At 70.6% G+C, this 14,756-nt stretch carries 10 protein-coding genes; 6 read left to right on the forward strand and 4 right to left on the reverse strand.

The genetic code is table 11. From position 1 onward, the window contains the following. Window positions 1-26: 26 nt before the first annotated feature. The 4 genes from DS843_RS04695 (at window position 27) to DS843_RS04710 (ending at window position 5,761) form a co-directional block, all read left to right on the forward strand. Window positions 27-740: an ABC transporter permease subunit gene (locus DS843_RS04695; protein WP_149467734.1), complete on the forward strand. Its 714-nt coding sequence runs from the start codon at window positions 27-29 to the stop codon at window positions 738-740. Next, window positions 740-1,555, forward strand: coding sequence for an ABC transporter permease subunit (locus tag DS843_RS04700; RefSeq protein ID WP_149467735.1), 816 nt, complete (start codon window positions 740-742; stop codon window positions 1,553-1,555). The genes DS843_RS04695 and DS843_RS04700 overlap by 1 nt, the downstream gene beginning before the upstream one ends. Then, window positions 1,552-3,249 (forward strand): oligopeptide/dipeptide ABC transporter ATP-binding protein, encoded by a 1,698-nt coding sequence (locus tag DS843_RS04705; protein WP_286191932.1) that lies wholly within the window; start codon window positions 1,552-1,554, stop codon window positions 3,247-3,249. The genes DS843_RS04700 and DS843_RS04705 overlap by 4 nt, the downstream gene beginning before the upstream one ends. A 199-nt stretch (window positions 3,250-3,448) precedes the next feature. Further along, window positions 3,449-5,761 (forward strand): mechanosensitive ion channel domain-containing protein, encoded by a 2,313-nt coding sequence (locus DS843_RS04710; RefSeq protein ID WP_286191933.1) that lies wholly within the window; start codon window positions 3,449-3,451, stop codon window positions 5,759-5,761. 25 nt (window positions 5,762-5,786) lie between these two features. Here the strand turns inward: DS843_RS04710 and DS843_RS04715 are convergent, their stop codons facing one another. Continuing rightward, a complete protein-coding gene (locus DS843_RS04715) occupies window positions 5,787-7,445 on the reverse strand; it encodes a DUF3369 domain-containing protein (RefSeq protein ID WP_149467737.1) in 1,659 nt (552 codons plus the stop codon). Between the two features lie 274 nt (window positions 7,446-7,719). Between DS843_RS04715 and DS843_RS04720 the strand changes: the two genes are divergently transcribed. Next, window positions 7,720-8,430, forward strand: coding sequence for an orotate phosphoribosyltransferase (locus DS843_RS04720; protein WP_149467738.1), 711 nt, complete (start codon window positions 7,720-7,722; stop codon window positions 8,428-8,430). Window positions 8,431-8,478: 48 nt separating this feature from the next. Here the strand turns inward: DS843_RS04720 and DS843_RS04725 are convergent, their stop codons facing one another. The 3 genes from DS843_RS04725 to DS843_RS04735 form a co-directional block, all read right to left on the reverse strand. Beyond that, window positions 8,479-10,290, reverse strand: coding sequence for a glycoside hydrolase family 17 protein (locus DS843_RS04725; RefSeq protein WP_149467739.1), 1,812 nt, complete (start codon window positions 10,288-10,290; stop codon window positions 8,479-8,481). A gap of 204 nt (window positions 10,291-10,494) precedes the next feature. Next, window positions 10,495-11,268, reverse strand: a complete 774-nt coding sequence (locus DS843_RS04730) for a ferredoxin--NADP reductase (RefSeq protein ID WP_149467740.1) — start codon at window positions 11,266-11,268, stop codon at window positions 10,495-10,497. A 182-nt stretch (window positions 11,269-11,450) separates the two neighbouring features. Continuing rightward, window positions 11,451-12,893, reverse strand: a complete 1,443-nt coding sequence (locus DS843_RS04735) for a helix-turn-helix domain-containing protein (protein WP_149467741.1) — start codon at window positions 12,891-12,893, stop codon at window positions 11,451-11,453. Between the two features lie 189 nt (window positions 12,894-13,082). On the opposite strand from DS843_RS04735, the gene aceA reads away from it, so the two are divergent. Then, window positions 13,083-14,360, forward strand: coding sequence for an isocitrate lyase (gene aceA / locus DS843_RS04740; protein ID WP_145623284.1), 1,278 nt, complete (start codon window positions 13,083-13,085; stop codon window positions 14,358-14,360). Window positions 14,361-14,756: the final 396 nt, after the last annotated feature.

Raw genomic sequence — 14,756 nt, forward strand, 5'->3', positions numbered from 1 at the left:
TCCCCGATCCCGTACCAAGGCTGCCGATGCTGAGTCTCGTCCTGCGCCGGGTCGCCGCCGCGGTGCCGGCCCTGCTGGGCCTCGCGCTGGCCGCCGCCGCCGTGGCCACGCTGACGGGAAACGGCTGGACGTCGGCGCTGGGAACCGCGCTGGCCGCCTTGCCCGCGACGCTGGCGCTGGTCCTGCCGGCGCTGGCTCTCGGGACCGGGCTGGGCGCCCTGCTCGGCACTTTGCCGGGCGCGGGGGGAGGCATCGGCGCCGCTTTGGGCGGGGCGGGCCCGGCCATTCCCGCCTTCCTTCTGGCCGCCGTCCTTGCCGCCACCGCGACGGCGGCGCCCGTCCTGCCGGGCCTCGCCGCCCTTGCCCTGCCCGCCGCGGCCCAGGCCGCGACGCTCGCCGGCCGGGCGCGGGCCGGGGCGGAGGACACGGTTCTGCTCGCGGCGCGGGGGCGCGGGCTGAACGGCCCCGTCCTGCTGTGGCGGTACGCGCTGCCGCTGGGCCTGTCCGCGGCGGCGGGCGGCCTGCGCAGCGCCACGGCGGGAACGGTGACCGGCGCCGTGGCGGTGGAAAGCCTGTTCGACCGGACCGGCGCCGGGCGCCTGTTCGTGGAGGCGGCGCGGGCCGGGGACGCCGGCATGGCCGCCGCCGCGCTCGCCGGACTGTTCGGCCTCGCCGTGCTGCTGAACGCCCTGGGCGGCGCGCTGCGCGGCTGGATCGACCCGCGCGCCCGGATGGCCTGATGCGCGACCCCGCCGGCCCCGAACCCCGCACCGCCCCCCGCACCGACCCTCATTGGCGCGACGGCCCCTGGCAGAAGGCCGGGCACCGGCTGACCGCGCACCGGCCCGCGGCGGTGGGGCTGACCCTTCTCGCCGCGCTGATGCTGGCGGTTCCGGCGGGCCTCGTCGCCGGGACCGGCCCGGTCGGGGCGGCGCTGGCCGCCGGGCATCAGAGCCTGTCCTTCGCCCTGCTCGCCGGACTGATCGGGGCGGCGCTCGGCCTGTCCTGGGCCGCCGCCGCCGTGGCTCTGGGCGAGCGGGCGGAGCGGCTGATGATGGCGCCCGCCGCCGCGCTGACCGGCCTTCCCCTGGCGCTGGCCCTGCCGCTGGCCGGCGGACTGCTGGGGCCGGAGCGCGGGCTGGCGCCGATGGCCGCGGTGAGCGCGCTGATCGCCGCCCCGGCGGTGGCCGTCCTGGCGCGGGAGGAGCTGCGCGTCCTGCTGCGCCGCGAGTTCCTGACCGCCGCCCAGGCCGCCGGGCTGCCCGCCGGGCGCCGGCTGCGCCGCCACATCCTGCCCAACGCGGTGATGCCCCTGGCCGCCGCGGCCTGGACCGCCCTTCCCCGCGCCCTGATGGCGGAAAGCTTCGCCAGCCTGCTCGGCCTCGGCCTGCCGGAGGGGGTGACGGGCTGGGGCACCGCCATCGGCGCGGCGGCGCGGGCGGGCGACGGTGCGGCGCTGGCCGGCCCGGCCCTGCTGCTGGCGCTGGCCCTGTGGGCGCTGCACGCCGTGGGCGACGGGATGCGGCTGGCCTTCACCAGCGGGGGGCACCGGTGACCGGACCGGACGTGACCGAACCAGACGACCGCACACCGCTGCGGGTGGAGGGGCTGTCGCTTCTGACCGGCCGCGACCTCCTGCTCGACCGGCTGAGCTTCGCCGTCGAGGCCGGGGAGGTGCTGGCCCTGTCCGGCGCCGCCGGGACGGGCAAGACGCTGCTGCTGCGCGCCCTGTCCGGTCTGGCCCCGAGGGGCGTCGATGCGCTGGGCGATGTCCACATCCGGGGACGGCGCATCCTGGTGACCCAGGACGGCGCGCTGGCCCCGCACCGGACCCTGGGCGCCCAGTTCGCGGAGCTGCTCGCCCTGCATCGGGGGCTGGACGAGCGGGCCGCCATGCGCTGCGCCGCCGAGGCCCTGGAGCGCTTCGAGGTGCCCGCCGCCGCGCGCCGGCTGGCGCTTCACCCGCATGAGCTGGGCGAGGCGATGCGCTGGCGCGCCGCGCTGGCTCTGGCCATGGCGGCGGAGCCGGCGGTGCTGCTGGCCGACGCCCCCGGTGCCGCGCTCGACCCCACCCAGCGCGTCCGCCTGCTGAGCGATCTCATCGCCTGGACGCGGGAGGCCGGGACGGCGCTTCTGCTGACCGGTCGCCCCGGGCCGGACCCCACCCGCTCCGGTCTGGCCGACCGCCGGCTGGTCCTCGACCGGGGGCGGCTGGAGAGTCCGGAAGAGGACCCCGCCCCGGCCCCCGCCCCGCCCTCCAAGGAACCGCCCCCCTCCGGCCCGCCGGTGCTGTCGGTGCGCGATCTGCGGGTCGCCTTCCCTTTGGGGCGGAGCTGGCGCGGCGAGGAACGCTGGCTGACCGTGGTGGACGGCCTGTCCATCGAATTGGCCGAGGGCGATTCGCTGGCCCTGCTGGGCGAAACGGGCAGCGGCAAGTCGGTGCTGGCCCGCGCGATCCTGCAACTGGTCCCGCCGGTGGGCGGGCAGGTGTCCTGGCTGGGGACGGACCTCGCCGCGGCGCCGCCGGAGGCGATGCGCCGGGCGCGGCGGGACCTGCAAATCCTCTTCCCCGATCCGCGGGCGGCCTTCGACCCGCTGATGACCATCGGCGCGCAGTTCGCCGAGTCGCTCGACTCGCTTCTGCCGGACACTCCCTCCGCCGACCGCGCCGCGCGGCTGGCCCGGGCGATGGAGGAGGCGCTGGAGGAGGTGGGGCTGCCCGACGCGGTTCTGGACCTCCATCCCGGTTCGCTCCGCCCGGCGGAGGCGGCGCGCGCCGGGCTGGCCCGCGCCCTGCTGACCGGACCGCGCCTGCTGGTCTGCGACGAGCCGGCGGCAACGCTCGACGGGGCGGAGCGGGCGGCGTTCCTGGACCTCCTGCAGGCGGTGCGCCGCCGCCGCCGGCTCGCCCTGCTCTACGCCACCCAGGACGCGGCGGAGGGGCTGCGGATCGGGCGGCGCGCGCTGGTTCTGCTGCTGGGCTGGATCGTGGAATCGGCGGACAGCGCGGTTCTGGCGTCCGGAGCGCGCCACCCCTACACGCGCGCCCTGATCGCCGCGTCCGGCCCGGCCCGGCCCGCGCTGCACGGCGATCCGCCCTCCCCCCTGCGCCCGCCGACCGGCTGCGCCCTGCGGCTGCGCTGCCCGCTCGCCCATGACGGCTGCGCGCAGATCGCCCCGGCGCTCGACCCCGTCGCGCCGGGGCACCGTGTCGCCTGCCATGTTGGGAATGGCGGGGCCGAACCGTGACCCCGCCGGGGAAAGCGGCCCCGCGCCTTGGGCGTGACCGCAATTTCGTCCTAAAAAGGTCTGAAACTGCACGGGTTGGCAAGGGCACGGGCGCGGGATAACGTCCCCGGCCTTATCACCGCCCTTCATCGCCACATCGTCGAAACCACGGAATAGGACAGGGATGCTTCGCGCACGCACCCGGTGGCCGGTCCCCCGCATGGGCGCAATCGCCGCCCTTCTGCTGCTTCTCGCCGGATTCGCCCAGCCGTCGCTGGCCGCCGGCCCCGTGCCGGGCGCCGCCATGCCGGCCCCCGCCGCCGCTGCCGCTCCCGCGGAGCCCGCCGCTTCCCCCGATCCGACGCCCGAGCAGATGCAGGCGATGATCGTGACGCTGGAGGACCCGGCGGCCCGCGCCCGGCTGGTGGAGCAGTTGAAGGCGCTGGTCGCCGCCCAGAGGGGGCTGGAGCAGGCCAAGGCCGAGGAGGCGCCGGCGGCCAGCACCCTGCCGGAGACCATCGGGGCCAGCGCCCTGTCCTTCCTGGCGGAGCGCATGGACGTGCTGAGCCGCCAGCTCGTCCAGGTCGGCAACGTGTTCAAGGAGCTTCCGGGCGCCATCGACTGGGTGAACCGGCAGATGGAGGACCCCTCCGCCCGCGACCGCTGGGTGCAGATCGCCATCCAGTTGACGATGATCCTGACCGCCGGGCTGGTGGTGGAGCGCTTCGTCGGCTGGCTGCTCGCCCGGCCGCGCAACGCCCTGGCCGCCCGCCGGGGGGCCGCGACCGCGACGGTGCTGGTGCGGATTCCGCTGCTGCTGGGCCGCGCGCTGCTGGAGCTGGCGCCCATCGCCGCCTTCATCGTCGTCGGCTACGCCATCCTGTCGGTCAGCGAGCCGGGGCCGCGCGTCCGGCTGGTTGCGCTGGCCGTCATCAACGCGACCGTCATCCTGCAGATCCTGCTGGTCGCCGCCCGCATCCTGATCTCGCCCTTCGCGCCCGCCCTGCGGCTGGTGCGGATGGGCGACGCCAACGCGCTGCGCCTCTACCGCTGGGTCCGCCGGCTGGCCGCGGTCGGCGTCTACGGCTATTTCCTGGCGGAGGGCGCCTATGTGCTGGGCCTGCCGCTGGGCGCCTACGGCGCGCTTCTGAAGCTGCTGGGGCTGGCGCTGGCCGGCATGACGATCGCGCTGATCCTGCAGAACCGCCGGACGGTGGCCGACTGGATGCACGGCAACCCGCTGTCCGGAGACGGCGACCCGACGGCCACCACGGCCCGCGAATCGGAGGGTCAGGGCGCCGTCCTGCGCTCCGCCCGCCGCCGCTTCGCCGACGTCTGGCATGTGCTGGCCATCGTCTATGTGGTCGTCACCTTCGGTGTCTGGGTGCTGAACGTCTATGGCGGGTTCGAGTATCTGGCCCGCGCCACCGGCATCACCATCCTGGTTGCGGTGGCCGCCCGGCTGCTGGTCAACGGCATCAACCGCGGCCTGCGCCGCGGCCTGCGCATGGTGCCGGACAGCCAGGGCGCCCTGCCGCCGCTGAAGGACCGCGCGTCCCTCTACCTGCCCTTCCTGCACCGGCTGGTGAAGACGGTGATCTGGGTCGGGGCGGCGATGATGATCCTCTACGGCTGGGGCTTCGACACGCTGGCCTGGACCGACACCCGGCTGGGCCAGCGCATCCTGCGCAGCACGATCACCATCGGCCTGCTGCTGGCCGGCTCCGTCATCGCCTGGGAGGTGGTGAGCGCGATGATCGAGCGCTTCCTGGCCTCCACAGACCGCAACGGCACGCGGATCGAGCGCAGCGCCCGGGTGCGCACCCTGCTGCCGCTGCTGCGCAACGCCTTCCTGGTGGTTCTGGTGACCATGGTGTCGCTGATCACCCTGTCGGAGCTGGGCGTGAACATCGCGCCGCTGCTGGCCGGTGCCGGCGTGGTCGGTCTGGCCGTCGGCTTCGGGTCGCAGACGCTGGTCAAGGACATCATCACCGGCCTGTTCATCCTGTTCGAGGACAGCATCTCCATCGGCGACGTGGTGGATGTGGGCGGCGGCCATTCCGGCGTGGTGGAGGCCATCTCCATCCGCTCCATCCGGCTGCGCGACGGGTCGGGCGCCATCCACACGGTGCCCTTCAACTCGGTCAGCACCGTCAAGAACATGTCGAAGGACTTCTCCTACGCCCTGTTCGAGGTGCGGGTCGCCTATCGCGAGGACCCCGACCGCGTGATCGAGCTGCTGAAGGACATCGGCACCAGCCTGCAGGCCGACGCCCTGTTCGCGCCCGACATCATGGCGCCGCTGGAGGTGATGGGCCTGGACAAGTTCCAGCCCGATTCGACTCAGCTCATCACCGCGCGCTTCAAGACCCGCCCGACCAAGCAGTGGGGCGTGTCGCGCGAGTTCAACCGCCGCATGAAGAAGCGCTTCGAGGAGCTGGGGGTGGAGGTGCCGACCGGCTCCATGCAGCTCATCGTCGGCGGGCAGCATCCCGACCGCGCGCTGGCCGAGGCGCTGAGCCAGGGGTCGTGACGGAGGGCCGGGCGGCCGGGGGCGGTTACGCCTCCGGCCCGCCCCGCTCCAGGACCGCGACGAAGGCGTCGACCACCCGCGGGTCGAAGTGCCGGCCCGATTCGGCGCGGATCAGATCGACCACCGCCGCCGGCTCCCACGCCTCCTTGTAGGGGCGGCGGTGCAGCAGGGCGTCGTAGACGTCGGCCACCGCCACGATGCGGCCCGACAGCGGGATGGCGTCGCCCGCCAGCCCGTGGGGATAGCCGGAGCCGTCGAACTTCTCGTGGTGGCTCTCGGCGATCTCCGCCCCCATCGTCAGATAGCTGCGCCCGCCGACCGCGCCGGAGGCGTCGCGCAGGATGCGCCCGCCGATGGCCGCATGCTCGCGCATCTGGGCCATTTCCTCCGGGTCCAGCTTGCCGGGCTTGCGCAGGATCTGGTCGGGGATGGCGACCTTGCCGACGTCGTGCAGCATGCTGGCCAGCCCGATCAGCTCGCAGAACCCGTCGTCCGCTTCGCCGCCGCCGTCGCCGCGCGCCAGGAGTTCGCGCGCGATGGCCGTGGCCCAGCGCCCGATGCGCCGGACATGCTCCCCGGTGATCTCGTCCTTGTACTCGGCCAGTTTGCCCAGAGCGTGCACCGTGGCGAGCTGGGCGAGGCGGAGTTGTTCGTAGAGGGATACGTTGTCCAACCCCACCGACATCTTCGAGCAGAAGATCTCCACCAACCGCCGCTCGACGTCCGAAAGGCCGCCGTGCCCGCCGATGAACAAGGCGCTGGGGCCATGGGTGTGGGAACGGTGCGGCTGGAAGGGCATGACGCTGTGGTCGTCCCGGTGCAGGCTGCGGCGCCCGGCCAGGGCGGCGGCGATGTCGGCGCAGGCCGCGTCCGGCACCACGGCGCTGACCGGGCATCCGGTGGTGTCGGCGAAGTGGCCGGTTCCGCACAGAACCTCCGCCTCTCCGGCCGCCTCCCCGGCCGTCATGCCACCCCTGGCGCCTGTCGCCGGGCCGGGCGGGACGGCGCACAGGAAGGCGCCCGCCGTCCGCGGCAGCAGGGAGGCGATCCGCTGCACCACGCCGGCGGCGAAATGGTTCATGGAGCGCTGCTCGAACAGGGTGCCGGCGGCGTCCACGATCTTCTCCAGCCCCAACCGGTTCCGCTCGATCGCGTCGATGTGCTGGTAGGAGCGCAGGGCCGCCACCGTGGTGGTGAACAGCTTCTGGGCGGTCAGCTCGCTCTTGGCCTTGTAGTCGTTGATGTCGTAGCCGACGATCACCTGCCGTTCCGGCGCCTGCCCCGGCTGGCCGGTGCGCAGGATGATGCGGACCTGCCGGTTGCCCAGCTCCTCCCGGATGTGGTGGACCAGCCGCAGGCCGGCGTCGTCCGTCTCCATCACCACGTCCAGCAGAACGGCGGCGATGTCGGGATGGCCGTCCAGGATCGCCCGCGCCTCGCGCCCCGAATGGGCGGATAGGAAATGCAGGGGCCGCCCGTCGAAGGTGACGTCGTTCAGGACGACGCGGGTGATCGCGTGCACCTCCGGATCGTCGTCGACGATCAGCAGCTTCCAGGGCGGCGGCGCGCCGGATTGGGCGGACGACGGGTCGGGAGCGTCCTCGTCGGCGAACTCCAGATCGTCGCCGTCGTCCTGCCCTTCGATCAATTCCTTGCCCAATTCCTCGCCATGGATGTCCGGCATCGCCGTCGCTCCCCGCCCAGCCGCGCCAAGCTGCACGGCCACGATCCTGCTCTACTTTTTCAGCGTGAGCGGCGCTTTCTGTCAACCGTTCTGGTGTTTTCGATCCCCCGGCTGCAGGCGGAAGGTGGCTGCGGCGCTTTGTCCTTCCCCGTTCCGGCTACCGCCAAAGCGCCCGCCCCGGCGCGCGTGGAGGGGTTGCGGACCGCCCCGAACGGAGGATCAATCAGGGGAAGGCACGGGGCTGACGACAACACAAAAACGATGGGGGCAGGCCATGATACCGGACGCTTGGGACATCGAGCTGCGCGAAGGGGCCATCGCCGTGGCCCGCCACCTGATCGAGACGGGCTGCGTCCGGTACGACCCGGACCATCTGTGCCGCCACGGGTCGGGGCTGGTCAGCCCGGTCCATCTGGAGGGGCGGCGGCTGCTCTCCTACCCCGCGGTGCGCGCCGAGGTGCTGGATTTCGCCCTGCGGATGGTCGAGCAGGAGATCGGCCCCGGCGAACTGAACGCCATTGCCGCCGCCGAAGGAGCCGGCGTGCCCTGGGCCGCGCTGATCGCCGACCGGCTGGAGCTTCCCCTCGTCTTCGTGCGCAAGGAGGCGCCGGAGGGAGAGCAGGATTACAAGCACCGGATCGAAGGGCGGGTGGAGCCGGGCTGGCGCGTGCTTCTGGTCGAGCAGATCGCCGCGGACGGCCACCGCAAGGCCCGCTTCGCCCAGCCGTTGAAGGAGGCGGGCTGCGACGTGCGCGACCTGTTCGTCCTGTTCCAGTACGGGATCTTCGACGAGATCCAGGAGCATCTGGCCCCGCTGGGCATCACCATGCACGCGCTGGCGACATGGTGGGACGTGCTGGAGGTGGCGAACCGCGGCCATTACCTGGACGGTCAGGCCCAGGGCGAGATCCACGCCTTCCTGCACGATCCCAAGCGCTGGACCGCGGAGCATCAGGGCCGCCGCAAGAGCGAAAAGGCGGCCTGAGGCGGGGCGTTCCCCCTCTCCCACGCCAAGCGGGAGAGGGGAAAACCGTCACTCTCCGGCCACGCGGAGCCATTGCTGGCCGGCACGGGCGGCCTCGCCGCAGCGGGCGGCCAGGACGGCGGCGGCGTAGGGCACCGCCAGCAGAAGCTGAAGCCCGGCCCAGGACAGCGCCTCCCAGTTCGGGCTGGTCCACACCACCTCGTGCAGGGCCTCCCTGATGGGAAGCTGCCCGTAGATCAGCGACTCGAGAGGCACCACGCCCTCCGCCAGAACGGTCAGCGCCGCGCCCAGCACCAGAAGAACGGCCAGCGCCGACTCCAGCGGCAGGCGGCGGACGGCGCCGCACAGGCCGTTTGCCGGGATGTCAGCCACCGGGACGGCGGGGCGGAACAGCCCGCCGATGCCCCAGGCGGCCAGCGCCCCCGCGCCCTCCGGACGCCGCGCGGCGCGCATGGCGCCCAGCGCCAGCAGGCCCAGCGCCGGCAGGGCGAAATACCCGTTGGGGAAGTCGCGGTAGCGCCCGTCGAAGACGATCAGGACGCTCCAGACGATCGCCAGAAGGGCGAGAACCACGGCGGACACGGTGCCCACCGTCTCCAGCCGCGACAGCGCCGGGCGGGCGCGCAGCGGGGCCAGCGGTTCCAGCGCCAGACCGCCGCTGCCCAGCGCCCGGCGGGCCGCCAGCAGAACGGTCCCCGACAGGACGGCGGTCGCGGCCAGCATGACGACGGACAGCGCCACGTCCTGCGGGTAGTGCTTGCCGTGCAGCGCGCCCCAGACGGCGTGGACGTAGAGGGTGGACAAGGCCTGCGTGAGGAAGGCCAGGGACGCGAAGGCCCCGGCGGTCAGCGGACGGCCCCGCAGGGTCAGCCCAATGACCAGCACCAGTGCGAGGCCGGAGGAGACGCCGAACAGCACCGGCCACCGCCGGTTTTCGACCACCGGCCCGGCCAGATCGAACTTCGCCTGACGGTCGGCGGTGTAGAGACCCCAATGGCCGCCGACCGTGCCTTCCAGCTTCGCCTTCCAGCCCTGGTCGAACGCCTCGATCACGTTGTAGTCGAAGCCTTCCTGCTCGGCGAGGCGGACGAAGCCGTTGACGAACCTGGCCTTGTTGACCAGCCCGGTGACCGCGGCGCCCCGCGACCGGCCTTCCGTCGGCCAGCCGGTCTCGCCGACCAGGATCGGCTTGCCGGGGAAACGCTTGGCGATGGTGCGGTAGCTGGCGCGGATGCGCTCCATGGCGCCCGCCACGTCGGTCGGCACGTCCTCCCAATAGGGCAGGAGATGGATCGTCAGGTAATCGACATGATCGGCGATCTGCGGGTATTTCAGCCACCACTCCCACACGTCGGCGTAGGACACGGGCTGCTTCACCGCCGCCTTCACGCGGTCGATGTAGCCGGTCACCTGCTCCGGCGTCAGCTCGCGGCGCAGAAGCACCTCGTTGCCGACGATCACGCGGGTGATGACGTCCGGGTAGCGGTTGGCGAGGTCGATGAGGGAGGCGATCTCCTTCTCGTTCTTGTCCAACCGCGACGACAGCCACGCCCCCATGGTGACCTGGATGCCGTGCCGGCGGGCCAGCTCCGGCACCACCTCCAGCCCTTCCAGCGAGGTGTAGGTGCGCACCCCCGCCACCTGCGGGGCGAGCGCCGCCAGATCCTCGTCGATCTGTTCGGTGCTGGGGAAGGTCTGGGTCAGCGGGCTCTGCCCGTCGCGGAAGGGCGCGAAGGACACGCTTTTCAGCTTGCCGCCGGGCGGCGGGTCGAGCGGCACCGGCTGGTTCGGCAGCGACCAGACGGCAAGATTCGCGAGGCCGGCCACAAGCAGCACGGCGAGGATCGTGATGAGGCGCATGGAGGGGATGTCTACACCAAATGCGGGATCGGCAAAACGGTCTGGCGAACCGGGTCGCTCCAGAAGGAAAACGGGCGCACCCCCCGGTGGGAGGCGCGCCCGTCAAGGACCAATCCGGCCCGACCGGGCCGTCTGGAGTTGATGACGTGCCATCGTCACGATCCATCAACGAACCACGGCCCCGGTTTATTCCGGCGAATTCGCCTACCGTTCCACAAAAGCCTTTTCGATCACGTAATGACCGGGCTCGCCGTTGTGTCCCATGGAGAAGCCCAGCTCGTTCATGATGCCGCTGGTCTCGTCCAGCATGGCCGGGCTGCCGCAGATCATCACGCGGTCCACCTCGCGGTCGAAGGGCGCCAGCCCGACGTCCGAGAACAGCTTGCCATTGCGGATCAGGTCGGTGATGCGGCCCTCGTTGCGGAAGGGCTCGCGCGTCACGGTCGGGTAATAGATCAGCTTCTGCTTCACGTCCTCCCCGAAGAACTCGTTCTCCGGCAGGACGGTGTTGATGATGTCGGCGTAGGCCAGCTCGCCCACCGTGCGCGTGGTGTGGGTCAGGATCACCTTGTCGAACCGGGCGTACATCTCCGGGTCCTTGATGATGCTGAGGAACGGGGCGAGGCCCGTGCCGGTGCTGAGCAGGTACAGGTTCCGGCCCGGCAGCAGGTTGTCGGTGACCAGCGTGCCCGTCGCCTTGCGGTTGACCAGCAGCGTGTCGCCTTCCTTCAGATGCTGAAGGCGCGAGGTCAGCGGGCCGTCCTGCACCTTGATCGAGAAGAACTCCAGCGTCTCCTCGTAGCTGGCGCTGACCAGGCTGTAGGCGCGCAGCAGGGGACGCCCGTTCACCTCCAGGCCGATCATGGTGAACTGTCCGGGGTCGAAACGGAACGAGGGATCGCGCGTGGTGGTGAAGCTGAACAGCGTGTCCGTCCAGTGGTGAACGCGCAGGACGCGCTCATGAATCAGATTGCTCATGGAATCCGCAGGTCCGTTTCGGTGACCGGCATGCTGTGGCCGGTGTCGTTTCAGAAGCCAAGCCGTGCCGCATTGCAGCACATCTCTTTAACAACAAATTCGTGAACAGACCACTAATTTATACCAACAATTTTGTTGTGGCCTTTCGCTTATCACAAGACTGGTTTGCAAAATAGTGGAACTCATTCCCCTGCCGGCGGAGCGAAGAGGTAAGGCGAAAGGCCGCGCAGATTCTCGTCCACGATCAGCCGGTGATTCAACGGCGGGAAGGCGCGCTGGGAACAATCCAGCCGCGGGCAGAGCCGGCAATTCACACCGATGGGCGTCGCCGCCTCCGTGTTCTCCAGATCCACGCCGTCCGCATAGGTGATCTGCGCGGCATGCTGGAGGTCGCAGCCCAGAGCGATGGCGAATTGCTGCGGCGGGCTGCGGAAGCCGCCGCCGGCCTTCACCACCGTGCGGGCGATGGAGAAGTAGGTGGTGCCGTCGGGCATCTGCGCCAATTGGCTGTGGATTTTCCCCGGCGTGCGGAACGCCTCGTAGACGATCCAGCGCGCGCAGCCGCCGCCGAAGCGCGCCAGATGGAATCCGGCGCCCGAAAAGCGCTTGGACACGTTGCCCGCGCTGTCCACCCGCATCAGGAAGAAGGGGACGCCCTTCGCGCCGGGCCGCTGGAGGGTGGTCAGCCGCTGACAGACCTGCTCGAACGAGGCATCGAACCGGCGGCGTAATATTTCGATGTCGTAACGGACCTGATTGGCCGCCTCCCAGAATCGGGCATAGGGCATCAGCACCGCCGCCGCGAAATAGTTGGCGAGACCGATGCGGGCCAGCCGCCGGGCCTCGTCGCCCGACAGGCTTGACGACTCGACGATGTGGTTCAGCAGGTCGCGGTGGCGCAGCAGGGCGATCTGGCAGGCGAGCTGGAAGTTGCGCCCGGACGGGGCCAGCATCTCCGACAGCAGGATGCGCCGCCCGTGCCGGTCGAACCGGCGCACGGCATAGCCCATCACGTCGGACGGCAGCAGCCGGACGCGGACGCTGTGGTTGTTCAGCAGATAATCGGTCAGGCCCCGGTACAGGTCGCCCTTCTCCAGCCGGCCTTCCTGCCACAGTTCCTCCGCCGCGGCCTCAAGCTCCGCGAAGTGGTTGGAATGGGCCTGGAACAGGTCGCGCACCTCCTCCTGCGGAAAGGAGGAGTTCTGGACCAGATGCAGTTTCTCCCGGTCGGCCACCCGTTCCGAAAGGGTCTGCAAGTCGTCGCGGGAGGTGCGGAAGGCGCGGTAGAGCGCCACCACCGCCTGCCCCAGCGTCGGGGCGACCGCGGCCAGTTCGCGGAAATCCTGGTTCTTGATGTCGGAGCCGTCGAACAGCGGGTCGGCGAACACCTCGCGCAGGCCGGCGACCAGACGGCTTTCCTCGTCCTCCGCGAAGCTCTGCAGGTCCACCCCGAAATTCTGGCCCAGCTTCAGCAGCAGCGGCACGGTGACCGGGCGCTGGTTGTGCTCGATCAGGTTCAGGTAGCTGGGGGAGATTCCCAACTGCTCGGCCATCTGGGCCTGGGTCAGCCCATGGTCGCGGCGCAGCCGGCGCACCTTCGGACCCAGCATCGCCTTCTTGTCCATGGCCGCCCCAACTCCAGCTCTGCGGATTTACAAGATTTACCGATTTACAGGACTTTTCGGACGGCAGTTTACAAACAGACCCTTTTACAAACAAGGGCATGTTGCAAGGCAGCGGAGGCCGTTTTAGTTGTCTTGTCAGGGCAGCGCTCGAAAAGCAGCGCAACGGTGACGAAAAGAAGGAAACCGACCATGTCGCTCGACGAAAAGACCAAGGCCGCTCTCCGCGCCGCGCGCTTCGAAGGCATCAAGCGCGATTACACCCAGGACGACGTGAAGCGCCTCAGCGGCTCGGTCAAGATCGAGTACACGCTGGCCGAAATGGGCGCCCAGCGCCTGTGGGAGCTGCTGAACACCGAGCCGTACATCAACACTCTGGGCGCTCTCACCGGCAACCAGGCGATGCAGGCGGTGAAGGCCGGCCTGAAGGCCATCTACCTGTCGGGCTGGCAGGTCGCCGGCGACGCCAACCTGGCCGGCCAGATGTACCCGGACCAGAGCCTGTACCCGGCCAACTCGGTGCCGGCGGTGGTCGAGCGCATCAACAACACCTTCAAGCGCGCCGACGAGATCCAGACCGCCGAGGGCAAGGGCGACACCTACTGGTTCGCGCCGATCATCGCGGATGCCGAGGCCGGCTTCGGCGGCCCGCTGAACGTCTTCGAGCTGATGAAGGCCATGATCAAGGCCGGCGCCTCGGGCGTCCACTTCGAGGACCAGCTCGCGTCGGAGAAGAAGTGCGGCCATCTCGGCGGCAAGGTGCTGATCCCCACGCAGCAGCACATCCGCACGCTGAACGCCGCCCGTCTGGCCGCCGACACCATGGGCACCTCGACCATCGTGCTCTGCCGCACCGACGCGGAGTCCGCGCAGCTCATCACCTCGGACGTTGATGAGCGCGACCATCCCTTCATCGACTTCGACGCCGGCCGCACCTCGGAGGGCTTCTTCCGCCTGAAGAAGGGCACGGGTGTGGAGCACTGCATCGCCCGCGGCCTGTCCTACGCCCCCTACTCCGACCTGCTGTGGTGGGAGACCTCGCGTCCGAACCTGGAGGAGGCCAAGCGCTTCGCCGAGGCGATCCGCAAGGAGTTCCCGAACAAGCTGCTGGCCTACAACTGCTCGCCGTCCTTCAACTGGAAGGCCAACCTGGACGAGGCGGACATCGCCAAGTTCCAGCGCGAGATCGGCGCCATGGGCTACAAGTTCCAGTTCGTGACGCTGGCCGGCTTCCACAGCCTGAACTACTCGGCCTTCAAGCTGGCCAAGGGCTACGCGGCGCGCGGCATGGCCGCCTACTCGGAGCTGCAGGAGGCGGAATTCGCGGCGGAGGCCGAAGGCTACACCGCGACCAAGCACCAGCGCGAGGTCGGCACCGGCTACTTCGACGCGGTCGCCACGGCGATCTCGGGCGGCCAGTCCTCCACCACCGCCTACAAGGACTCCACCGAGGCCGATCAGTTCCATTGATCTGCCGCCGCGAGCGCTCGATGGACACCATCGAACGCTCGCGGTTCGAACCGGACAGCACTTTGCGCAGCAAAGTGCGAAAGGGTCATACGGCCGACCATCACGGAAGCCTCCCCGGCTCCGGCCGTATGACCGGTTTCCACCGGCCCCTTGGGCGGCTGGCTTCGGCCCGCCGCCCCGGTGACCGGCAGTTCCCGATCCGGTGTGCGAGCCGGATCTCTTCGAACGGCTGACGCTATTGACTTCAAACGGTCGGAGGTTCGCCTCCGGCCGCTTTTTTTCCTGCCCATTCCTTGTCACAGCCGCGACATGGCGGCATGGCTGACCTGCGCCATCCCGATCGGCATAATCGGGAAAACGTGATTAAGTCTTGAGCGCAACCGCGGAATCGCCGCA

Origin of the sequence: Roseomonas genomospecies 6, assembly GCF_008365375.1 — a bacterium.
GTDB lineage: Bacteria > Pseudomonadota > Alphaproteobacteria > Azospirillales > Azospirillaceae > Azospirillum.